The 24,355-nt window shown below is 46.0% G+C and carries 16 protein-coding genes; 7 read left to right on the top strand and 9 right to left on the bottom strand.

Features of this window, described 5'->3' with window-relative positions:
• Window positions 1-20 precede the first annotated feature (20 nt).
• The 4 genes from flgC to ACYX4W_RS08160 all read right to left on the bottom strand — a co-directional run bounded on the left by flgC (window position 21) and on the right by ACYX4W_RS08160 (window position 2,859).
• Window positions 21-443 (bottom strand): flagellar basal body rod protein FlgC, encoded by a 423-nt coding sequence (gene flgC, locus ACYX4W_RS08175; RefSeq protein WP_118490030.1) that lies wholly within the window; start codon window positions 441-443, stop codon window positions 21-23.
• Window positions 444-445: 2 nt separating this feature from the next.
• Complete coding sequence (gene flgB / locus ACYX4W_RS08170) at window positions 446-880, bottom strand: flagellar basal body rod protein FlgB (RefSeq protein WP_476075234.1); 435 nt, start codon at window positions 878-880, stop codon at window positions 446-448.
• A gap of 203 nt (window positions 881-1,083) precedes the next feature.
• Window positions 1,084-1,914, bottom strand: a complete 831-nt coding sequence (locus ACYX4W_RS08165) for a CheR family methyltransferase (protein WP_179982625.1) — start codon at window positions 1,912-1,914, stop codon at window positions 1,084-1,086.
• Window positions 1,915-1,929: 15 nt separating this feature from the next.
• Entirely contained in the window at window positions 1,930-2,859 is a 930-nt protein-coding gene (locus ACYX4W_RS08160; protein ID WP_179982624.1) for a chemotaxis protein CheV, read from the bottom strand.
• A gap of 269 nt (window positions 2,860-3,128) precedes the next feature.
• On the opposite strand from ACYX4W_RS08160, the gene flgA reads away from it, so the two are divergent.
• From flgA to flgN, 3 genes are all read left to right on the top strand, one after another.
• Window positions 3,129-3,860 carry a flagellar basal body P-ring formation chaperone FlgA gene (gene flgA, locus ACYX4W_RS08155; protein WP_476075233.1) on the top strand — a complete coding sequence of 244 codons (732 nt, stop codon included), beginning with the start codon at window positions 3,129-3,131 and terminating at the stop codon, window positions 3,858-3,860.
• Window positions 3,861-3,963: 103 nt separating this feature from the next.
• A complete protein-coding gene (gene flgM / locus ACYX4W_RS08150; protein WP_474808286.1) occupies window positions 3,964-4,293 on the top strand; it encodes a flagellar biosynthesis anti-sigma factor FlgM in 330 nt (109 codons plus the stop codon).
• 56 nt (window positions 4,294-4,349) lie between these two features.
• Window positions 4,350-4,781 carry a flagellar export chaperone FlgN gene (gene flgN / locus ACYX4W_RS08145; RefSeq protein ID WP_474808288.1) on the top strand — a complete coding sequence of 144 codons (432 nt, stop codon included), beginning with the start codon at window positions 4,350-4,352 and terminating at the stop codon, window positions 4,779-4,781.
• 142 nt (window positions 4,782-4,923) lie between these two features.
• Here the strand turns inward: flgN and ACYX4W_RS08140 are convergent, their stop codons facing one another.
• Window positions 4,924-5,361 carry an LPP20 family lipoprotein gene (locus tag ACYX4W_RS08140; protein WP_476054777.1) on the bottom strand — a complete coding sequence of 146 codons (438 nt, stop codon included), beginning with the start codon at window positions 5,359-5,361 and terminating at the stop codon, window positions 4,924-4,926.
• A 344-nt stretch (window positions 5,362-5,705) separates the two neighbouring features.
• Between ACYX4W_RS08140 and ACYX4W_RS08135 the strand changes: the two genes are divergently transcribed.
• The 3 genes from ACYX4W_RS08135 to ACYX4W_RS08125 all read left to right on the top strand — a co-directional run bounded on the left by ACYX4W_RS08135 (window position 5,706) and on the right by ACYX4W_RS08125 (window position 9,675).
• Window positions 5,706-6,887, top strand: coding sequence for a flagellar assembly protein T N-terminal domain-containing protein (locus tag ACYX4W_RS08135; protein ID WP_476075232.1), 1,182 nt, complete (start codon window positions 5,706-5,708; stop codon window positions 6,885-6,887).
• A gap of 166 nt (window positions 6,888-7,053) precedes the next feature.
• Complete coding sequence (locus ACYX4W_RS08130; RefSeq protein ID WP_476075231.1) at window positions 7,054-7,734, top strand: transglutaminase-like cysteine peptidase; 681 nt, start codon at window positions 7,054-7,056, stop codon at window positions 7,732-7,734.
• A gap of 6 nt (window positions 7,735-7,740) precedes the next feature.
• The gene (locus tag ACYX4W_RS08125; protein ID WP_476075230.1) at window positions 7,741-9,675 is read left to right on the top strand and encodes a bifunctional diguanylate cyclase/phosphodiesterase; all 1,935 of its coding nucleotides are present in this window, start codon (window positions 7,741-7,743) and stop codon (window positions 9,673-9,675) included.
• Here the strand turns inward: ACYX4W_RS08125 and ACYX4W_RS08120 are convergent.
• The 4 genes from ACYX4W_RS08120 to ACYX4W_RS08105 form a co-directional block, all read right to left on the bottom strand.
• Window positions 9,650-10,246 (bottom strand): helix-turn-helix transcriptional regulator, encoded by a 597-nt coding sequence (locus ACYX4W_RS08120; RefSeq protein WP_476075229.1) that lies wholly within the window; start codon window positions 10,244-10,246, stop codon window positions 9,650-9,652. The genes ACYX4W_RS08125 and ACYX4W_RS08120 overlap by 26 nt on opposite strands.
• Complete coding sequence (locus ACYX4W_RS08115; protein ID WP_476075228.1) at window positions 10,246-11,613, bottom strand: HlyD family type I secretion periplasmic adaptor subunit; 1,368 nt, start codon at window positions 11,611-11,613, stop codon at window positions 10,246-10,248. The genes ACYX4W_RS08120 and ACYX4W_RS08115 overlap by 1 nt, the downstream gene beginning before the upstream one ends.
• Window positions 11,610-13,709 (bottom strand): type I secretion system permease/ATPase, encoded by a 2,100-nt coding sequence (locus ACYX4W_RS08110; RefSeq protein ID WP_476075453.1) that lies wholly within the window; start codon window positions 13,707-13,709, stop codon window positions 11,610-11,612. Before ACYX4W_RS08110 ends, ACYX4W_RS08115 begins: the two co-directional genes overlap by 4 nt.
• A gap of 77 nt (window positions 13,710-13,786) precedes the next feature.
• Complete coding sequence (locus ACYX4W_RS08105) at window positions 13,787-15,733, bottom strand: TolC family outer membrane protein (protein ID WP_476075227.1); 1,947 nt, start codon at window positions 15,731-15,733, stop codon at window positions 13,787-13,789.
• 247 nt (window positions 15,734-15,980) lie between these two features.
• Between ACYX4W_RS08105 and ACYX4W_RS08100 the strand changes: the two genes are divergently transcribed.
• Window positions 15,981-24,287, top strand: a complete 8,307-nt coding sequence (locus tag ACYX4W_RS08100) for an Ig-like domain-containing protein (protein WP_476075226.1) — start codon at window positions 15,981-15,983, stop codon at window positions 24,285-24,287.
• Window positions 24,288-24,355: the final 68 nt, after the last annotated feature.

The raw sequence follows: 24,355 nt of genomic DNA, 5'->3' as shown, positions 1-24,355 counted from the left end.
CACATTATTCAAGCGGCAAATTACTGCCCTTGACCTAACTGAAGTACGCGGCGGAAGATTCGTTTGGTGGTATCCGCTACCTGTACGTTTGTTTCATACGCTTTAGACGCTGACATCATATTCGCCATTTCTTCCACAATGTTGACGTTAGGTTTGTAGATATAGCCCTCTTCGTCTGCCATTGGGTTATTAGGCGCATATTCCACCTGAAGTGGTGCATCACTTTCCACTATGCCCTTAACTTGAACACCTGCGCCCTTCGACTGGTCTCGCATAGCGTCTTGTAGTGCCGTTGCAAAAACCGGGTGGCGAGCTCGATAGGTTTCGTCATAGCTGCTGCTTACCGAGTTTGCATTAGCAATATTACTCGCCGTTGTATTAAGACGGACATTTTCCGCCTCCATACCCGTACTCGAAATTTGCATTACGTTAAATAAACTCATGACTATTGACCTCCTGAGCTAAGTGCTTTTTTCATGCCTTTAATTTTTCCATTCAAAAATTCAAGGCTTGCTTGGTAGCGCAATCCATTGTCTAAAAATCGGTTTCTTTCCGCTTGGACTTCTACCGTATTACCGTCGCCGGTATCCGGTTGAGTGGGAACGCGGTACTGCATGTCAAAATTTGCCGCAACAGACGAAGGGTTGCCGCCTAGGTGGCGCTCATTTGTCCGGACCAATCCGGAAGAAGCATGTTGTTTGGTTCCACTAGATGCTTCGCTCATTGCTGACTGCATGGCTTTGTTAAAATCAATATCTCTGGCTTTGTAACCAGGGGTATTCGCGTTAGCTAGATTCCCCGAAATAACCTCCATACGCTCTGTGCGTATCTTCAGTGCTGACTCGTGAAAGCCCACCAGCTTATCTAGGTTAATAGCCATAACATGACCTCTGACATACTTTAAAAACGTTTCGTGTAGACAAGCTAAACGGAAATATAAGCGTTAAACTTTTGCCGATTTACTGTCGTTTGTTTAAATAGTTAGCAAGGCAGATGCCACAATGGGATTTTGACGGAAAGTAAAGGGGTTGGTAAATCGGCTTGAGTTTTAAAAAACTTTATTTATCAAGCCGATAAGTTAGATCATTTTTTTTGGTAGTAAAGACCAGGGTGGCACTTCACCATGCTGTAGATATCGCTGGCGGCACTTATAGACTCTGACGCGCCAAGAAATAGAACGCCGTTAGGCTGCAGTTGTCCGGCAATTTGTTGCAGGATCCGCTGCTTTACTTCTGCTGAAAAATAAATCAACACGTTGCGGCAAAACACAATATCAAACCGACCGAGCGCGGCATAACTTGTAAGCAGGTTCAAACTTCTGAAGCTTACCATACGGCGAACCTCAGGCTTCACCTGCATAAGTCCCTTTTCGTTTTGTTGGAAAAAAGCTTGTCTTCGCTGTGGAGATAACCCTCTGGCAAGAGAAAGTTCGTCATAAATACCTGATTCACATTTTTGCAGCATTTCTGATGATAAGTCGGTGGCCACAATCTCAACGCCCGCTCTCAAAGCGCCTGGACGTTGACGTTGATACTCAAGCACGGACATTGCGATGGAATAAGGCTCTTGCCCCGACGAACAGGCCGCACTCCAAATGCGAACCTTCTGATTTTTAGTAGATAAGGATGGCAATAGGTCCTTTAAAAGAAGATCAAAGGGATAGTTATCGCGAAACCATAATGTTTCGTTGGTTGTCATTGCATCGATAACACTTTGTAACAAGGTGCGATCAAAACCGCGTACAACAACGTCTATCAGTTCATCTGCAGATTCGTACTTATGCTTAAAAAGCAATGAAGCCAAACGGCTGCGGACGAGGTATTGTTTATTCTCCCCCAAAACTATACCGCATTGCTTTTCAAGAAACTCTCTGAACTTTTGGTAGCTCGCGGGCGAAACGTCTTTATTAGCCAATCCTTTCCTGCTCCGTTATTCGCACTCGGTCATCAGCCACTTCTGTACAGCAGTCGCTAATTCGTCTGGGTGAAACTTCGCTATAAAGTCGTCTGCGCCAACTTTTTGTACCATTGCCTGGTTGAAAACCCCACTTAATGACGTGTGTAGAACAACGTGGAGTTTTTGAAGTTCAGGAGTATTTTTGATTTCTGCAGTCAGGGTATAGCCATCCATTTCGGGCATTTCAATATCAGAAACTAGTACACCAACGCGGTTGGTTACGTCGCCATACTCTTCAGCAATTTGTTTAAGACGATTAAGTGCTTCAAGACCATTTTTAGCAAGCTCGATTTCAAGACCTAATGACGTAAGCGCCTTTTTCACCTGGTTCCTCGCTACCGCCGAGTCATCCGCTATAAAAATAATTTTGTTTTCTTGGCCTTCTGTGGTTAGCCCCTCGGCCACGTCAGCACTCACTTCAGCGTTTAGCGGAGAGATCTCATTGAGAATTTTTTCTACATCTAGTATTTCAATGAGTTCGTTTTCAACCTCAGTAACTGCCGTCAGATAGCTGGCGCGCCCCGTGCCCTGAGGTGGTGGCATGATGGCATCCCAGTTGGTATTGATAATGCGCTCAACAGCGCCAACCAAAAAACCTTGCACCGAGCGGTTGTATTCAGCAATAACGATAAACGCATTAGAGAGGTCTTCAATTTTACGACCACGCGTAGCCATACTCAGGTCAATAACCGAAATAGTTTGGCCACGAATGTGTGCCACCCCACGAACTAGTGGATTTAGTTTTGGCATTGCCGTAAGCGGAGGACACTGCAATACCTCGCGCACTTTAAACACATTAATCCCAAACCGCTGACGGCCGTTCAGTCTAAACAGCAACAACTCTAAGCGGTTCTGCCCAACAAGCTGCGTTCGCTGGTTTACCGAATCCAAAATACCCGACATAGGTCACCTCTAAGTAATACTGGGCATGATCATTGCCTCTTATGATAAGAATAGACAATATCACTAAATTTTTGCAGGTCAAACGACAGAAAAATGACACTTAAGGTTTAATTAAGCTTTACTAGCGTTTTAATACCGCCTATTAAATCTTGTCATGTTGAAGCGTGTACTTTTACACCTTGAACTAACTATTGTTGTAAAACTCGCTGTTTACAAACATAGATTTCACTAAGCATAGTCAATTAATCGCAAACTGAACACGAAATGTCATGATGAAAAAGATAAACGAAAAAATACGTACCAGATTCTCTCACTCATTCACCCGTTTAGTAGTTGGTTTGCTAATCGGTTTACTAAGTGGGCACTGCTATGCGGCGGCGTCAAATCATGAACAAGTTGAAAGCGGTGCCAAGAAGTACTTATTGAATCAGCTTACTGATAACGCGCAGGATACTAACATTGATGTGGATATTGTGAAGATAGACGATCGGATAAAAATCCCAGACTGTCCAACCGGTTTCCAATATAATGCTTCACAGGAAGCGTTGAGCCAATCCTACATATCTGTTCGTGTAAGCTGTAAAAATAACGAGTGGTATTTGTTTACCAGCGGCCAAGTGACGCGAACTAAAGAAATTGTGGTGACTCAGGGCGCAATTAGCCCTGGAACTGTATTAACCTCATCGAATTTAACGAAGGCAAAAGTAGATGTGAGACGTTTACGCTATACCGCGTTTACCGATTTAGAATCGTTAATTGGCGCTAGAATGAAACGCCGCATTACCGATGGACAAGCAATACAGTCTAATATGCTATGCTTTGTGTGCAAAGGCGATAGAATAACTATTACCGCGGAGGTTGCGGGAATGGAAGTTAAGACAGCTGGAATAGCGCAGCAAGATGGTGTGGTTGGGGATAATATAAAGGTTATAAATGCCAGTAGCCAAAAGGCCATTATTGCCAGAGTCGCAAGCCCTGAAGAAGTCGTGGTACACTTATAAAGGTAAGTGTAAAATATCTACTATTTTGTTCTCAATTTAGCTAAAGATATTAGTCTAAAGGCCGATATATATTACAGAGGCAAGAGAGTAGTGAGGACTAGATATGGCAATTAACAATATAAACAATGGGTTACCTAAAACGCCCGTTGATAATGGGAAAGTAGCGCAGCAGAACCAGACGCAGCAATCTCAACAACAAGCTTCAGCGCAATCGGCACAAACGGCCGCAGCGCCGAGACAGGACTCGGTTTCATTGACGCAATCTGCTCAGCAGCTGAATCAAGTCCAGAAAAAAGGGACTGAGGCTCCTGTGAATCAGGAAAAAGTTGATCGCCTTAAAAAAGCGATTCAAAGTGGTGAGTACAAGGTTAATCCTGAAGTGCTTGCTAATAAAATCTCGAAGCTAGAATCCGAGATTTTTGGTACTAAATAATCTGGTGTCAAATAACTAGTTAGAATTTATCAGACACGTTCAATGAGACAAGTATAGTGACAGAACAAGTAAGCCAGTTAACACAAGCATTATCACGTCAAGTGGAGCAAATGACTTCACTTGCGTCGCTGCTTGAAAAAGAACTGCAGCTTATTAGCTCGCGTGACGCCGAATCATTGATGAATTTGTTAGACGAAAAAACAGCCCTTCTGGGTTCTATTCAATCACTGGATTCAAGTATCGAAGATGCTATTGCTAACGAAGATGCGATGTCGGAAGACGATGAAGCATTAATGGCTAACGCCAAGAAGCTTCTGGAAGATTGCAAATATCGAACACAGGTTAATCAAAAAGCCGTAGAGCAAGGACAGCTACGCCTCACACATTTGCGGAATTTGATGATGGAAGTTCGAGCAAAAGAATCACTTACTTACGACAAAAAAGGGAAGCCGAAAGGCGGAACCTTAGGCTCTGGAGTAAGTGCATAGGCTTTTAAATAGCCTTGTATCGCCCTAAAGCGTTAACTACGCTGTGCATAAACCACATCACCAGTTAATCCCACTCGATTATCGCGTATTTTTTAGCATCCCGCTGCATAGTAATTAGCGCGAATCGCCTTTAACTTACTTCCTAGTAATACTTTACATCTTTTACTCGACGCGGCTTAGCAGTCGACAAATAAATATCGTAGACTTGCTGCATATCTAAAGAAAGCTCCGTAACGTAGGTATCCTCACCCACGGGATAAGTCTTAACGACCTCGGCGCCTCTTATTACTCCTTCCACAGACGCGCGTAACGTTTCACTGTCAACAACAAGGCGTGATACAGACTGACTACCTTCAATTTTTTGACCGTATACTTGCTCGGTCAACTCGCGGTATGCATCTAATTTTGACGCTTTCATCGCCATTATTAGCTTCATACTGTCAGACTCGCCTTTTTGCGATGAAATCGGTGCGTAACCAACCGCCTTTAAAACAGGGTAAGTTTCAGGTTCAACGGTTTCCCATTCAACGTGTTTATCAATAATGCCACAACCACTCAAAGAAATTGCCAGGCCAATCATGGAAGACCGCAAAAGTAATCTCGAATTTTTTAGTCCATTCAACCACATAATTTAAAACCTCTTTGTGCATCAATAACGAGTTAGTGACGTCTAAATATTTACCTTTATACCCTTTATAGGTTAATAACATTTCAACAAAGCGTTATGAATAACATCAGATTTCATAACGACAGTTTGCAGTCATATACCCTGGTACGAAGGAAATAAGCAATATATGCGCCCGTTTGCTTTCAAAGATAGCTTCCCACTTTAATTGGCACTTTTTTCGCATAGAAGTCGCATAGGTCTCGCATAGATTACGACATTATTTAATCGCAATAACTAAACAACCACAGAGGTGTCACGTGCGACAAGCAAGCAAAACAACGCTAATGGCATGTTTAAGCAGAGCAATGGCCGCTGTTTGCCTACTTAGCCTAATCGCTGGGCAAGCCCATGCCGTTTGGTATGAAGCCACAGGACAGGCTGTGGTAATGAACGGTAACAAGGAAGCAGCAAAACGCGCAGCAACACAGGATGCGCTCAAACAAGCTATGTTATTTGCTGGGGCGTCAGTGCAAAGTGTAGCCAAACTAACTAATGGGCTTCTGAAAAACGAAGAGATGACAATTAGTTCAACGGGCGAAGTCGAACAGCTAGAGCTTGTGAGCGAAACTTACAACGGTGATGTAGTCACTGTTAGTGTACGTGCAGACATTTTTCCTAAAGGGGAAATATGCTCAGCACAGCAGGACCAAAAGCACTTTGCGACTACTCACTTTAGAATAAGAAACAGAGCACAACTGACTGAAGGAAATATTCCACACTTTGATAAGGCGTTTACGCAGCGTTTAGCTAAGGCAATGCAGGAACAGACAGACAATCTCAGTATTACTTACGTTGCTCCCCATACTGCAAAGTTTGATAGCCGATATACCGACAAAAACGTACGTACACTATCAGATCAAAGTAACACGCAATTCGTTATTGTCGGGGTTATTGATGATTTAAGCGTTACACAAAAAGAAGCATCCATGTTTACACCATGGCGAAGCAACACTTCACACCGTGCTTTTGCAATGTCTGTACAAGTTTATGACGGAATAAACGGCGGCCTATTGTTCAGTTCCTCTTACAATGCTAATGAAGAGTGGACGTTTGACAGATTTGAAGACATCGATGAATTTTCGTCCACTTTTTGGCAATCACGCTACGGTCAGGTGATTGATGGCTCAATCAGCCAATTAATAGAAGATATTAAAGAAGCGACAGCCTGCCAACCTGTAACGGGTCGCGTTATCAATATTGCGAACAACAAAATTTCGATATCTCTTGGACGAGATAATGGCATTTCTGAAAAAGATGAACTATATCTTTATCAGGCCAAAGAGGTGGTCGACAATCGCGGTAGAAAATATCTTCAATATACGCTCTACCCCGGTACGTTCGTTGTTGATAGTGCTTATGGCAATTCATCAGTGATAGTCAACGCTGAGTCTGGAATTACTGCTAACATTCAGGAAAATGATTTTGTAGTTAAGAAGTAAATTAGTTTTCACTTTATCAATGTAAGTCACTGGGGTTGAAATAACGGGGTTGGAATATCAGCAATGCCGTGATATATCTATAAGTACGTATAATATTCAATACTTAAACTTTAGTCAGAGGCAAGTACTCTTTCTTATACTTTAGTATGACCTACATAATAAAAATATGACCCTTTCTCTGTTTGCGTCGCACTGCTTAGCATTAGTGGCCTTGCTACTGGCTGGACAACAACTGAGGGATCACTATGTCATCGAGTTTCCAAAGCTCGAACAGGAAGTTAAAAATAATTTTGGGGCTGACAAAGCGTTACATGTCAGCGCACTAGAAACTAAACTTCACGACCTTGAAAATAAGGCTGTTAAAGAACAGCTTATCGGTGTAAACGCTTTCTTTGACGAGCATATCCAGTACGCTACCGACGACATCGTTTTCAAACAAAAAGACTATTGGGCCACGCCTTCGGAACTTTTTGGTCATTCTCGCGGAGATTGTGAGGATTATGCCATTGCAAAATACGTAGCTCTGCTACACTTAGGTATCGATAGTTCTAAACTTCGCCTAATTTATGTAAAAGCGAAAATTGGTAGAAGCCGAGTAACGCAAGCACATATGGTACTAGGATACTATGATTCCCCTTCATCGGATCCTTTGGTGCTAGATAGCTTAGTGTCTAATGTGTTGCCAGGTTCTCAACGAACGGACTTAATTCCTGTATTCAGTTTTAATGATTCGGGTATTTGGCAGCCGGGTAAAACTGGACAAGTTTCTTCGTCTACCAGCAGACTATCAAGGTGGCGTGATGTTATTGAGCGCATGAAGCAGGAGGGGATTAGCAGAAGGTCTTAGGAGTTTATGTCAATAACAAGAGAATTATGGCTAGCCATTGTAGTCGTCGTCCTTGTTGCAATTGCAGGTAGTGTCACAATTCATGGAATAACTACTAAGCAATACGTAGAAGAACAGCTATATTCAAAAAACTTAGACAACGCGAGTATGCTTGCTCTTACCCTAAGTGGGCTTGATAAAGACCCTGCTTCGCTCGATCTCTTCATAATGTCACAATTTGACATTGGTCACTACGCTTCCATTGTACTTCAAAAATCTGACGGTGAAATAGTTTCTGAATACACTCATGAAGTGCAGTTGGACGAAAATACGCCAAAGTGGTTTTCAGATAACTTTTCTCCCATAGTCAAACCAGGTATCGCTCAAGTAAGCGAAGGTTGGGGTCAGTACGGTACGGTTTATGTCGAAACAGATACCAGCTTTGCCGTTGCATCAATGTGGCGCGCCACTAAACGACTTATTTTTGGTTTGTCTCTTGTTGGCATATTTTCAGGCTTTTTAGGGGGCTGGGCTCTACGCTTTATAATTCGTCCACTAGACGGTGTTGTGCGCCAGGCTGAATCATTTCAACAAATGCAATTTATTCAGCTGAAAGAGCCTCGTACGTTAGAGCTTAAGCGTGTAGTGCGCGCCATGAACTTTCTTGCTACCAATTCTAGAAAGATCATGGATGAAGAGAACACGCGCCTTGATCTTATGCGCTACAAAACGCAGTTTGATGATGAGTCTGGCGTTGCTAACAGAGATTACTTTATTTCAATCTTAAAAGGGCAGCTGGCTTTTAGAGACACCGAAGGGGTGAATTGCCTTTTCTTCGTGAGATTTACAGAAGGCCAAGGTTTTTTGCGCTCACCGGCAAATATCAGAAAAAAGCGTATTCGAGATTTTGTTGAAGAGATTAACGATTGCCTTGCGTTACATCATCATCAATTTACTGACAGCCGAATTGCTAGAATGCAAAAAAACGAGTTTGCTATTTTGCTTACTGAAACCCATGATGCCGTAGCTATATCTGAAGCGGTTCATGGCGCCTGCCTAAGTGCATTCAGCGAAGTTGGTGATCCCAAGGTATTTCAGTCTGTTGTTAAACTTCGCCCAGATGATAGTTTCTCTGCTTTATTAATGCGAGCAGATGCGATGATTGATGAAGCAGAACTACTAGATATGGATGAACCCTTTATCGAGTCGACCCTTAAAGAATTTATTAGCTTGGTAGAGCAAAAACGCTGGGAAAAAGAGTTACAAAATACTATTGACGAATGTGGTGTAGAAACCTTTAACTTCCCGGTTTTAGATATTGACCGCAATTTGGTTCATTATCAGAGTTGGGCGGGCGTTACAATAGATGGTGAACTAAGAAAAAGTGGTTATTATACCCATTGGGCTCGCTATCTCGGGCTTCTACCCCAATTAGAGCTAACAACGATTACTAGCCTGATTAACTATATTAATAACACTAAAACAAACTCAAAATTTGCGTTTCTCTGTTCTGAGCAATTCATGCTCAACCCAGAGGTTCTTGCTCAACTTTATTATCAAATCGGTACCAACGAAAAGGCAGCGAAACAGTTGTGTTTTGAGGTGCGAGAATCTACCGCGACGCGCTTCCCTGATGAGTTTAGAGACTTTTGTACAACGCTAAAAGCCAAAGACAGCGAAGTGGGCTTGAAGCGAGTTGGAGAATCTTTCTCGCAACTGTTGAACGTGCAGGAAATGGGTCTAGATTATGTAAAAATCGATTCAGCGTTTATGGCAGATATCGATTTCAATCCTGCCAATCACGCCTTCATACGTGGCTTCTGCTCACTTGCGCATACTTTTGGTATAAAAGTTTATGCAGACGGCGTTAAGCGCTCAGACCATCAAGAACTATTCATTGAATTAGGGATAGATGGTGTGGTTTCACACATTGAAGTTATAGAGCATCTTTTAGATGACTAAACTCACCTATACGAAGTAATAAGCTTATCCTGTCTTTCGCTTCAAACTTATGAAGGAGCGTACCAACATATTCTTTAACGGTACGCTCAGTAATGCCGTGCTCTCTTGCAATCTCCTTGTTGCTTAACCCTTCCAGAATACCCTTTAATACATCTTTTTCTCGGTTGGTTAGTTCACGCAGCACAGGTAGATTCCGCTTCGTCTGTAAGTTCGTGGCGACATTTGATGTAGTTACTGTTAGTAATTCGTTGGGCAACCACATGCCTCCAGCCTCTATAACTCGGGCTACAGAAGAAAGTAAAGATTGGGTTCCTAATGCATGACAATATGCTCTAGCACCCAACATTAGTGCTGTTTGCATCTCTAGGCGGTCATATTTGTAGGTAAGTAAAACAAGATTTTCAGCTTTTTGTTTTGCCTCAATCAGTAACTGACGCCAGTTATTATCGCTTGCCATAATCCATACGCAGTCACTACTATCGCACTTCAGTTCATTGACACTACTATAACTAGACCAAGAGTATTGAGTAAGTGCCCCTTGTAAGTCTTTTTCTGCAATGAAATGTCTCATTAACGCTCCCTCAGCGCAGAGGCTGTCACATTAAACAAAGGCGATAAAATGTAATTAAGAACGGTTTTCTTGCCCGTTAAAATATCTACTTGCACAATCATTCCGGGCAGAATATCTAAGGATTCATCTGCAATGCTTCGCTTTGTTTCAAGTCTGACAAGGTAATAGGTTTCATCTTTTTCATTGGTAATGGCATCTGCACTAATGTGCTGAACCTCAGCCGACATGCCACCATAAATAGTAAAATCGTATGCACTAAATTTCAGGATGGCCGGCTGCCCTTCTCTAATAAAAGCAATGTCTTTCGGTGAGACTTTGGCCTCAACGATTAGCTGATCGTCTTGAGGTACTAGCTCGACAACAGCGCTACCTGGTGTAATAACGCCGCCAACCGTGTTGATAAGTAGCCGTTGAACCGTTCCATTGATAGGCGAACGTAAATCAGCTTGCGACACCACATCTTCTAAACTTGTTTGAGACTGTTGTAACATCGCCATTTCACCAGTCGCATCGGTCAATTCTTGATTCCATCGATTAACTAACTTTAGGCGGGCCTCTTCCTTCTTGATAATTTCTTCTTCAATAGCATTTAACCCACGCTCTATTGCCACTTTAGATTTGCTGATGTTGCCTTCAAGCTCAACAATTTGGCGCTCTAATCTAAGAATTTCGATTTCAGACACTGCCCCTGATGCTAACAATGGTTTAGTCACCGCCAGCTCTTTTTTAGAAAGCGTCAGCACATTTTGATATTGGGAAAGACTAGCTCGCTCTTCTTCAACATCTTGTCGGCGCTGTAAGATACGAGAATCAGAACCCGCCGCGATTTCATCAAGCTCAGCTAAATTCGAGTTATAGAGTTTTCGCTCATTATCGACGATGGTAGGCGCTTCATCTTGAAGTTCTCGATTAAACCGTAACACCTCGCCCTGGGTGAGCGCAGATAAGCGCTGCACCTTCGCGGCAAGTGCTGCAAATTGCGTGGTATTTTCTTCCAAACTGGATAGGAAACGCGTGGGGTCGACTTTCAACAGCACCTGCCCCGCTTCAACGGTTTGTCCTTCACGTACTAAGATTTCTTGTACTATCCCGCCATCGTATGATTGAAGCACCTGCAGCTGCTGCGACGGAATAACTTTCCCATCACCTTTAGCCACTTCATCAATCTCGGCGAAATAAGACCATACCACTAACAAAAATAGCACTATTAGTACGACATAGAGCAGACCACGGGCTTTTACCGGCGTTTGCATAATGCGCGACCATTCCGCTTCTAACACCCAATCTTGACCTGGGGGCGGCGCAAGCCAGCCTCGCATTAGCCGCTGTAACCAGTCCTTTTTTTCACCATCACTTTTCAAAATCATGGCGCCCTCTTCAATACTTGACTGGGTTGTCTAAACTGCACGAGTACCTCTTCCTTTTTTCCATCGGCAATCACTTTTCCGTTTTCTACAACAATGACCCGTTCTACCAAGTCGAGTAATGTGGTTCTGTGCGTATTAATGATGAGAGTTTTACCTGCCGTTGCCGCCTTAATCGTTTCCTTCATCTGCGCTTCATTAGTTGAATCCATGGCTGAAGTTGGTTCATCCATAATGTAAATTGCTGGGTCTCGCACTATGGCCCTTGCCATCGCCACAGCCTGACGCTGCCCACCTGACAGCAAGCAGCCGCGCTCCCCCACATTTTGCTCTATGCCACTCGAGCTTCCATTAACTAACTTTGCCAAACCACATTGAGAAATGACTTCCCAAAACTCAGCCTCGTCAATATGTGTATCCTCTGGCAAAATATTGTCTTTTAATGAGCCGTGAAAAAGGCTCACATCTTGCGGTACATAGCCTATTTGTTTGCGTAACAGCGTTGGGTCATACTGCTGAAGGTCTATCCCATCCAACAAAAGTTGTCCCGATTCAGGGCGATAAAAAGCCATAAGAAGCTTGTTTAACGTTGACTTTCCGCACCCGTTTTTGCCCAAAATAGCAACGTGTTCCCCTTGTTTAATAGAGAAGTTAATGTCTTTTAACGCGAGTACGGTTTCATCTGGATACTTGAAGCAAAGCTGGCTAGCGTCAATATTCCCTTTTAGCACGACATTGTTTTTAATCTGTTTATTGCTACCTGTTTCACTTGGTAAAGACATAATGTCATCAAGGGCATTCTTTGCGGTTTCAGCGTGGTGGAATTGCGCAAGCAATGCGGCAGCCTGAGAAACCGGCCCCATAGCTCGGCTTGATAATAAATAAGCGGCTATTAGTCCACCTTGTGTTATCACGCCCTCAATAATGAGGTAAACACCAGTGAGAATGATAACTACACCCACCGATTGCTGGATCCATAGCGCAGCGTTATTTACCGACATTGATACTAAGCGAAGTTTAGCGTTAACTTTGGCAAGAAATATCGTCTGCTTTTCCCACGCACTTTGATTTCTACTTTGGTAACCAAACGCCTTAACGTCCTCTAATGACGTTACGCTTTCAGTCACAAGCGAGCTTTTACGAGAGCTGATTTCCATCGATTCTTCAGAAAGAGAACGCATTACCCGCTGCGCCTTCATCGCATAAAGAAAAAGCGCAGTAGCACCAATGAGTATTGGAATGATCAGATAAAAATCAATCATGGCGATAATGACTACGAAAAGTAGCCCAAAGGGTAAATCAACCAGAGCCACTAAAGTGACTGAACCGAAGAACTGCCGAATACTTTCAAAAGACTGTAGGCTATTTATGAATGAGCCACTTTTAGCAGGTTTGCTGGCTAAATTTATAGACAGCACTTTTTCCATTATTTTCGCCGATAGCGTGACATCTAATCGACTCGCCGCCAACTCTACAAAATACTGTCTAAGCATGCGCAATAAAAAATCTGCGGCAAGCACAAGTAAAACACCAATAGCGAGTGCCCACATGGTTTCTAGCGCAGCATTTGGCACTACCCTATCGTAAACATTCATCACGAACAGGGGCAATGCGATAGAAAGCAAACTGATAAAAACGGACGCTAAAAGAACGTCGCGATACAAGCCTTTTGCCGTTCTTATGGATGACCACAACCAATGCCCTACGGATGACTTGTCAATTTGCGCATTCGTTTCTTGTGCATTCATCTCGGGGCGAGCGAAAATGACATACCCTGTATAGCTAGTACTTAGCTCATCTCTTGGTACTTCGACCACAGCATCATCGAGTTCCGGGTATGAGACTCTGGCATGCGTTTTGTCAAGCCCATGTAGAACGCAGGCTTGCTTATCACTGAGCACTAAAACCGCGGGTAGTATTGCAGTATTGATATGATCTAGATCGCGTTTTACTGTTCTACTGGCGAGCCCCGCTCGTTTTGCTGCGCGTTCAAACCCCGTAGGAGACAACTCACCGTGGTCTAAAGGCAGTCCGCTTAGCAGGCTAACTCGAGATACATCCAAATGGTGGGCATGGCAGATTGTTATTAAACAATCCATCAATACGCCACCTTGTTTCTCAAGATATGATATGTCGCTGTCGACCTTTTTTTCCTTCATATAGGCCTACCACACCACTATTGCGTTGAAGGAAGCTGGATGATAGCCGCCTCAATTCTGCGATTACGGGCATTAGCCGCTTCTGACTCTTCATCGACAAGCGGACGAGTTTCCCCATAACCGACAGCGGTGATCCTTCTAGCCTCTATGTTTGCTTTTGTCATAAGCATTGATGCGACAGCTTTCGCTCTGCGTTCAGACAAACGCTGATTGTAGGCGGCGTCTCCATCTAAAGATGCATGACCGTGAATGATTACCCCAGAATTAGCGTCACTATTAAGCGCATCGATAACCTCTTGAAGGGAGTTCTCATACTCAGGTAAAACCTCGGTAGAATTAGAGGCAAACTCAATGTTTACGTTAAACGACTCTATTATATTTGCGTTGTCCAAGGTGAAGTCAGCAGCACTTGGTTCTGGCGCCAATTCAGGCTCTTTCGCTTCACAACCAAAGTCATCGACCATAGCGCCCGGCGTTGAATCTACACAGTCATCCCATAAATCAACAATACCGTCACCATCAGAATCGCGCTTTAGAATATTCAGTTCATCTTCAAAGTTAGTGCGAACTACAGGGCATACGTAATTAGGGTCGTAGCTAATTTTTTCTTCTGCTTTGCTTAGCACATCAGGTACGCCTTCCTTCGTTATACCTAACGTTTGCGCTAAGCTTCCCGATGCTGCAAGCAGTCTTACCCGTGCTTTTTCTAGCGTATATTGCGCTTCCAAGTAAGCACGACTCGATTCGTAGTACTCATTTTCTGAATCGAGCAAATCCAATAGAGAGCGTTCACCAATAGTGAATTGATCCATATATGCAGATTTCACCCTGTCCGAAGATAGTCTATGTGCATTTAGTGCAGGAAGTTGCTCTGTAATATTGATGATGTCGTTGTAGGCAATCTGTACCGTTTGTCTCATATCGATACAGGCTTTATCTCTTAAGTCTTTTGCTAAGTCCACCTGTGACAGTGCCTGTCTTATAGCCGCGCTATCCGACCCACCGTTATACAAGTTATAAGAAAAGTTAACGCCGACACTCGCCTCGGTAATGGTGTTATTCAATGCAGCTTGGTCTCGTGTTTGCGCACCATAACTTGCGGTCAAATTAACCTGAGGATGGTAGAGACTCTTTGCACTATCGACCGCATAACGCTGCGCATCTATGTTATAAATAGCAGCATTAAATTGTGGATTAGTGCCATACGCGCTAGTAAGTAAAGATTGTATATCTGTGACGTTTGCATCAACGAAAGCAGAGTTTATTGATACTGACTGTAGGTTTTGAGCAGGCTTTTCACCCACCAACCGCAAAAAGCGTGCGGTAACATCGTGCAAATTCGATAGCTCAGTAAGCACGTTAGACTCGGCAAGGGAAAGACGACCGCTAATTTGCTCTAAGTCAGCTCTACGACCTACTCCAGCTTCAACGCTTTCTTCAATTTGTTTGAACACATCAACATGAGTAATCAGGTTTTCTTCAGCAAGCTTCAAAAGCTCTCGAAACAACTGTACGTCCATATAAGCAAGGGCGGTATCTAATGACTTCTGCTCAATTTCACCCATTAGTTCAAAAAATCGTACAACTTGTGCTTGCTTAAACCGCTTTACCTCACTACTTGTTAAAAAACCGTCATATAACATCTGGGTAAGGGTGATTTGAGCAGTATGGCCCATGTATTCTCGATCTAAGCCATAATTTCTATCGGTGTACGCGCTGGACGCCAATACATCGACCTGTGGGCGAAAACCGCCTCTCGCGATGTCGACATCAGACATGGCCACTTGAAGTTGACGCCAGCTGGCTTGTACTTCCGGATTTTCGTTTACTACCTTGCGAACATAATCTTCCAAACTCACAGGCGAGTTGTTTACACCGTTGCTTTGAGCAATAACAGCATGAGTAAGCACAGCGCTAGTTACTCCAATAACAACTTTGGTAAGCACTGAATTAATCAACTTCATATATGCGTCTCACTATATAAAAACTAGGCGACATTTGTGTCGTTTCCTACATTTAAAAAGTAGACGCTAATAAATTTTCTGCAAACTGAAGCGACACTTTTTAATCTAAAAATGAATAAATTAGGGGGAACTACCTAGTTCTTATACCAAAGAATAAAGCCCCCCCGTACCACGGACCGGTAACTGATTTAAAAACCTCTGCTACGCTTTTTGGTATAGCGTGATATTTATTGATTGAGAGGGAAATATGGCTGAAGTAATCATTGCAGAGTTAAATGGTGAAGCTTCTATTGTTCGTGGTGACACAGGCGAACAAGTTATTGCTACTGTCGGAATGACTGTTTATGAGGGAGATGTATTAGATGTCTCACCCGATGGTTATGTCACCGTTAGTGTGGATGGCGAACTTCGCACACTTCCAGCCGGACAAAGTGTCACTTTCCCGCTGCAATTAGATTTTACAGAAAGCAATTCTGACGATGAATTTGCCGTCTTCGATGAGAGTGTCGATGAGCTTGCCGCATTACTAGACGGTGTTGATGGCGCGGAGAGTGTCGAAGGGGAGAACCAAGCAGGCGATGCTGATTTTCTTGACGCGCTTGCTGGTGACGGCGACATCTTAGAGTCATTGGAAGCTACCGCTGCAGGCCTTGATGGAGGTGATGGAGCTGGCGGAAGTAACTTTGTTCGTGTTGACCGCATAAATGAAGATGTTGACCCAGTCGGTTTTCAGTTCGATCAAAATGCAAATGGCAGTGACGATGTCACGCCCGTTGAGTTTTCTGAATCAGGTGAGCAAGCACAAGATATTTCACTTACTCTTGACGCAATCGGGTTAACGAACGACACCACGCCTACCTTATCCGGTATTACTTCAGCTATTCCGGGTAGTACAGTCACACTAGCCGTTACCGACAGTTCTGGGAATATCCAAACTGTTACTGCTATCGTACAAGGCGATGGCACATTCAGCGTAGACGTACCAAACGCATTGGCCGATGGTGAATTTACTGTAGACGCTACAGTATTGGAACCTACGGGTAATACTGCAGATAGCTCTACCACTGGCGAAATTGATGCTACTGCCCCGACAATCACTATTAATGCGCCAGGTTCTGACAACGACACCACGCCGACCCTTTCAGGTACCACTGATGCCACACCAGGTAGCACGGTTACGCTAACCATTACCGATAGCGCGGGCAACACGCAAACCGTGACCGCTATTGTGCAAGCGGACGGCACTTACAGCGCTGACGTACCGGCTGAATTAGCCGAAGGTGAATTTACCGTTAACGCCAGCGTGACCGATGAGGCTGGCAATACAGCAACCGCTGATACTACAGGTGAAATTGATACCACCGCCCCAACGATTACCATTAATGCGCCGGGTTCAGACAACGACACCACGCCGACCCTTTCAGGTACCACTGATGCCGCCCCTGGTAGTACAGTTACGTTAACCATTACCGATAGTGCAGGCAACACACAAACTGTGACTGCGATAGTGCAGGCTGACGGTACTTATAGTGCGGACGTACCCGCTGAATTAGCCGAAGGCGAATTTACGGTTAACGCCAGCGTGACCGACGAGGCAGGCAATACAGCAACCACAGATACCACGGGCGAAATTGATACCACTGCGCCAACCATTACTATTGACGCGATAGCGACTGACAACGACACCACGCCCACCCTTTCAGGCACCACTGATGCCGCCCCTGGTAGTACAGTTACGTTAACCATTACCGATAGTGCAGGTAACACGCAAACTGTGACCGCTATTGTGCAGGCTGACGGCACCTATAGTGCGGACGTACCCGCTGAATTAGCCGAAGGCGAATTTACGGTTAACGCCAGCGTGACCGACGAGGCAGGCAATACAGCAACCGCTGATACCACGGGCGAAATTGATACCACTGCACCGTCTATCACCATCGACACCATAGCCACTGACAACGACACCACCCCTACGCTTTCGGGTACCACTGATGCTACACCGGGTAGCACGGTTACGTTAACCATTACCGATAGTGCAGGCAACACACAAACTGTAACCGCCATTGTGCAAGCGGACGGCACCTATAGTGCGGACGTACCGGCTGAATTGGCCGAAGGCGAATTTACCGTTAACGCCACCGTGACTGATGAAGCAGGCAATACCGCAATTACGGATACAACAGGCGAGATTGATACTACAGCACCGTCAATTACTATTGACGCGATAGCGACTGACAACGATACAACACCTACCCTTTCAGGTACCACTGATGCTACACCGGGTAGCACAGTTACATTAACCATTACCGATAGCGCGGGCAATACGCAAACCGTGACTGCCACTGTGCAAGCAGACGGTACTTATATTGCGGACGTACCGGCTGAATTAGCCGAAGGCGAATTTACCGTTAACGCCAGCGTGACCGACGAAGCGGGCAACACAGCAACTACAGACACCACGGGCGTGATTGATACTACCGCACCTTCGATCACTATCGACACCATCGCGACAGGTAACGACACCACGCCTACTATTTCAGGTACAACCGATGCCGCCCCTGGTAGCACGGTTACGTTGACCATTACCGATAGCGCGGGCAACACACAAACTGTAACCGCTATTGTGCAGGCTGACGGCACTTACAGCATTGACGTACCTGCCGAATTAGCGGAAGGCGAATTTACCGTTAACGCCACCGTGACCGACGAAGCGGGCAACACAGCAACTACAGACACCACGGGCGTGATTGATACTACCGCACCTTCGATCACTATCGACACCATCGCGACAGGTAACGACACCACGCCTACTATTTCAGGTACAACCGATGCCGCCCCTGGTAGCACGGTTACGTTGACCATTACCGATAGCGCGGGCAACACGCAAACCGTGACTGCTATCGTACAGGCTGACGGCACTTACAGCGCTGACGTACCGGCTGAATTAGCCGAAGGCGAATTCAACGTTAACGCCAGCGTGACCGACGAGGCAGGCAATACGGCGAGTGCCGAAGCACAAGGTGCTATCGACGTGACGGCGCCTACCATCGCATTAAATGATCCAGGTATAAATGGCGACGCTACACCCACACTTTCAGGGTTAACGGATGCCGTGCCCGGAAGCACAATAACGCTTACTGTTACCGATAGTGCTGGCGTTACTCAAACCTTTACCACCAATGTGCTTGCCGATGGTACCTTTACCGTTGAAGTTCCAAATGCGGTGGCAGAAGGTACATACAGCGTAACTGCCGAGGTGACAGATGGTGCGGGTAACACCGCACAAGCAACAGCAAGCGGCGATTACGATTCTACGAGTCCTTCGACCACCGTAAATCAACCTGCGCCAACGAACGATACTACGCCAAACGTTTCTGGTGAAACCGATGCCCCTCCAGGCAGTGAAGTCGTCATTGTTGTTACAGATAGCGAGGGTAACGAGCAAACAATCGTTACTACAGTGGGCGCTGACGGCACATTCAACGAAGATGTGCCAGCGGAGCTTAGCGAAGGTGAGTACACGGTAGATGTTACTGTAACAACACCAGCAGGCAACAGTTCTACCACCACAGTAACTGGTGAAATTGACACCACGGCGCCAATAATCAACCTTGATCCTATTGGCTCAACCAATGACGAGACGCCAGTGATAAATGGCGACACCGACGCAGAACCAGGTGCGATAGTAACGCTAAATATTGTACATTCAGATGGTACTACGCAAACCATTACTGCAACAGTGCAAGAAGACGGTAGCTTCAGCGCTGAAGTCCCGCAAGCGCTCGCAAACGGCGACTTCACGGTAACCGCTACTGTGTCTGATGTGGCGGGCAATACCGCTTCAACCTCCATCGATGCAGTTATTAATACCCAAGGCCCTAATGTTGTTATTGAAACCGGCTCTCCTACCAACGGTAGTGAAGGCATAGGGGGGGCGTCAGACGCCCCTAATTCAGAGGTTGTGGTTGTTATCACCGATAGCGACGGCAACAGCCAGACAATAACGGGGACAACCGATGAGAATGGCAACTTCAATGTAGCATTCCCTCCTGGCTCTGAAGAGGGCGAATACGAGATTGAAGTGACGGTGACTGACGAAAATGGCAATAGCTCTACTGCCACAGCCACTACCATACTTGATACCACGCCACCAGTTGTGAATATCGACCCGCAAACGGATACTAACGACACAACACCGACTATCTCAGGTAATACAGATTTACCCGCTGGCAGCGAGGTCGTTATTACCGTCACCGATAGTCAGGGTAATACGCAGACCGTTACCGCCATTGTTGATGAAAATGGTAATTTCAGCGCGGATGTGGGTGAATCTTTGGCGGAAGGAAGCTATGAGGTTTCTGTCGAAGCAACTGATGCAGCGGGTAATACAACTACCGCTGTCGACAACAGTGGCAACATAGACACTAGCGCACCAGCGCTTTCTCTAGACCCGCAAACTGATGGTAGCGACACCACGCCGACGATTTCAGGCTCTAGCGATTTACCACCTGGCTCAACAGTAACTATTGCGGTGACCGACAGCGCGGGCAACACACAGACTATCGATGCCATCGTTGATGAAAACGGAGACTTTAGCGTCGACGTGCAAACGCCGCTTACTGAGGGTGAATATACCGTAGAGGCCAGTGCAACAGACGAGGCAGGCAATACAACGACTGTTACTGAAAATGGCGGCAACATTGATACGCAAGCCCCCTCCATTTCACTAGAGCCACTTGGCACAGGTAACGACACGACACCTTCAATTAGCGGTTCTACAAACTTGGAAGTGGGCAGCACGGTTACACTTACCGTTACCGATAGTGCTGGAAACAGTCAAACCTTTACTGCCACAGTAGACGCGAACGGCGAATTTAGTGCAGACGTTCCCGCAGAACTCGCTGACGGCGACTATACGGTTGAAGCAACAGCTACCGATGCCGCGGGAAATAGTGCTTCAACGTCACAAACTGGCACAGTGGACAGCAATGCGCCAAGCTTAACCCTTGACCCACTGGGTGATGATAACGACACCACGCCTACTATCTCAGGTACTACCGATTTACCCGCTGGCAGCACTGTTACACTGTCTGTTACCGATGCGCTTGGCAATACGCAAACATTTACGGCAACGGTAGATGGTTCTGGTAATTTCAGTGCCGATGTGCCCAACCCATTAGCTGAAGGTGAATATAGCGTAACGGCTACAGCGACCGACGCTAACGGCAATACTGCAACGGCAACGGAAACTGGCGGTAATATAGACATTACATCGCCGCTGGTTAACTTGGATGCTCAAGGCAGTACTAATGATACTACGCCAACCATCTCAGGTAACACAGACCAGGCACCGGGTAGCAGTGTATCAATCACTGTTACAGACAGTGCAGGCAATACGCAAACCTTTGACGCTCTTGTTCAAAATGACGGTACTTTCTCTGTTGACGTGCCGGCAGAGCTTGCCGACGGCAACTTTACCGTTACCGCGACGGTCACTGACGATGCGGGTAATCAAGACTCTGCATCGACACAGGGCAATATTGATACCGCAGCACCAACGCTATCGCTTGACCCACAAGACATTGGCAACGACACCACGCCACTTATTAGCGGCACGACAGATTTACCACAAGGTAGCACGGTAACACTAGTGGTCACCGATAGCTTAGGTAATCAGCAAACTATTGAAACCATTGTTGATGAAAACGGAAACTTTAGCGCTGAAGTACCTAGCGCATTAGCGGAAGGTAATTACTCCGTTACAGCAACCGCTGTCGATGAAAATGGTAATACCGCAAGTGTAACTGAAAATGGTGGCAGTATTGATACAACGGCGCCATCGCTTTCCCTCGACGCTGTGGGTTCTGGCAACGATACCACACCAACTCTATCGGGCAGCACCGATCTGCCTGAAGGAAGTGTTGTCTCGCTAACAGTCGTTGATAGCGCTGGTAACACGCAAACTATCAACACCTTAGTCGATGCTAACGGTAATTTCTCTGTCGACGTACCGCAAGAACTGGCTGATGGAGACTTTACGGTTACTGCTACAGCAGAAGACGAAGCAGGCAATGAAGCGTCAGACAATGCAACCGGTAATATTAACACCAATGCCCCAACGTTAGTGCTAGATGGACAAGACGAAACGAATGACAGCACGCCCGCTATTTCAGGCACTACCAACTTGCCTGAAGGAAGCACGGTTACCTTAACCGTGACGGATAGCACAGGTAACACGCAAACGATTACCGCGACAGTAGGTGCAGACGGAACATTTAGTGCGGATGTTACCACCCCACTCGCTGATGGCGCTTACACCGTTACCGCCAGCGCAACTGACGGCGATGGCAATACGACAACAGTAACCGACAATGGCGGCGTTGTAGATACCACCGCGCCTACGCTTACCTTAGAAAATCCTGGCAGCACGGGTGACACCACACCTACGCTTTCAGGCACCACTGACCTTCCTGAAGGAAGCACGGTTACGCTTGTCGTTACAGATAGCGCTGGAAACACGCAAACTATCAATGCCTTGGTCGATGTAGATGGTAGCTTCAGTGTAGATGTGCCAAACGCTCTAGCTGACGGCGACTTCACGGTTACTGCCAGTGCAACCGACAGTGCAGGCAATACAGCGAATGCCAATACAACAGGTAATGTAGATAGCGAAGCGCCACTGTTAACCCTTGATACACAAGGTGCTACTAGCGATGTTACGCCAACTATTACAGGTACTACCGACGTAGCACCTGGCACACTGGTTACCATTACTGCGGTAGATGCCAATGGTGACTCGCAAAGTTTCCAAGCAGCCGTGCAAGCAGACGGCACATTTAGTGCCGATGTGCCTAGCGCCCTGGCTGAAGGCGATTTTACCGTTACGGCAACAGTAAGCGATGCACAAGGCAACACCGCGACGGCAAACGAAACAAATGGAACAATTGATACACAAGCGCCTGTTGTTAACATCAACTCGTTAGATTCCGGTAATGACACTACCCCGGTTATTTCAGGGAACACAGACTTACCTGAAGGCGCTGTTGTTGTGATCTCAGTAACCGACAGCAATGGCGACACGCAAACCATTAACGCATTGGTTGATGCAGACGGCAACTTTGCCACAGAGGTATTGTCTCCACTGCCTGAAGGAGATTACAGCGTCGAAGTTACTGCAACAGATGATGCAGGTAATTCAAAAACCGTAACAGAGGACGGTGGCAATGTTGACACCACCGCCCCTGTACTTACGCTAAATCCGCAGGGCACAGGCAACGATGAAACGCCTAACATATCGGGCAGCACTGATTTAGCGCCGGGAAGCACAGTCACGTTAACCGTCACAGATAGCGCAGGCAATACACAAACCTTTGACGCCATTGTGGACGCAAATGGCGACTTTAGTGTGGATATTCCAAACGCTATACCTGACGGCAGCTACACGGTAACAGCAAGTGCCTCAGACGATGCAGGTAATACAACCACCACCTCTGATACCGGTACGCTAGATACCAGCGCCCCTGCGTTGACACTAGATGCGCAAGTTACGGTTAGCGATACTACACCAACCATTTCGGGTACGACTGACCTACCCGCGGGTTCAACCGTAACGCTTTTTGTCACTGACAGTGCAGGCAACACCCAAACCTTTACTGCACTTGTTGATGCGAGCGGTAACTTTAGTGCTGATGTCCCCGCGCCTCTTGCCGAAGGTGATTACTCAGTAACCGCTACCGCTACTGACAGCAACGGAAATAGTGCCTCTGTCACCGACAATAACGGTATCGTCGATACTGTCGCCCCTGTTATTTCGCTAGATGCGCTGGGTTCAAATAACGATACTACGCCGACCATTTCAGGCACTACGGACTTAGCAGCAGGTGAGAGCGTAACGCTGTCGATCACCGATAACGCTGGCAATACCCAAACTGTGACCGCAACGGTTGATGCAAACGGCAACTTTACTGTTGATGCGCCAGCCGCACTCGCCGAAGGTGACTATACGGTTACCGCAACGGCCACAGACGATGCTGGCAACAGCGCGTCAGCCAATGCAACAGGCACCATAGACACCACTGCGCCTACCCTAACCTTAGACCCTCAAGGGTTAGGCAACGACACAACGCCAACCATTTCGGGTAGTACAGATCTAGCCGAAGGTAGCGTGATTTCCTTAGTTATCACAGATAGTGCAGGCAACATTCAAACGGTTGCAGCAACAGTTGATGCTGCAGGAAACTTCACGGTTGATGTACCCGCGGCACTTGCTGAAGGCTCTTACAGTGTTGAAGCTACTGCCACTGATGAAGCAGGCAACAGCACGTCGGTTCTCGATAATTCAGGCGTTATCGACATCACGCCACCTGATCTAAATCTCGACGAATTAACACCAGAGAATAACCTAACGCCAACTATTTCTGGCACCACAAACCTTCCTGCGGGCGCTATTGTCACACTAACAGTGGTCGACAGTTTGGGTAATACGCAAACCTTTGCCGCAACGGTACAAACCGACGGTAGTTTTGCCGCCAACGTACCTTCACCACTAAGCTGAAGGAGACTATACGGTTACCACAACGGCTCAAGACGCGGCGGGCAACCAAGGCTCTGACTCTGAAACGG

It is taken from the genome of Alteromonas sp. ABH4_454, from assembly GCF_056311775.1.
Note: the sequence above shows the minus strand (reverse complement) of the source record. Positions and strands in the feature narration are given on the sequence as shown.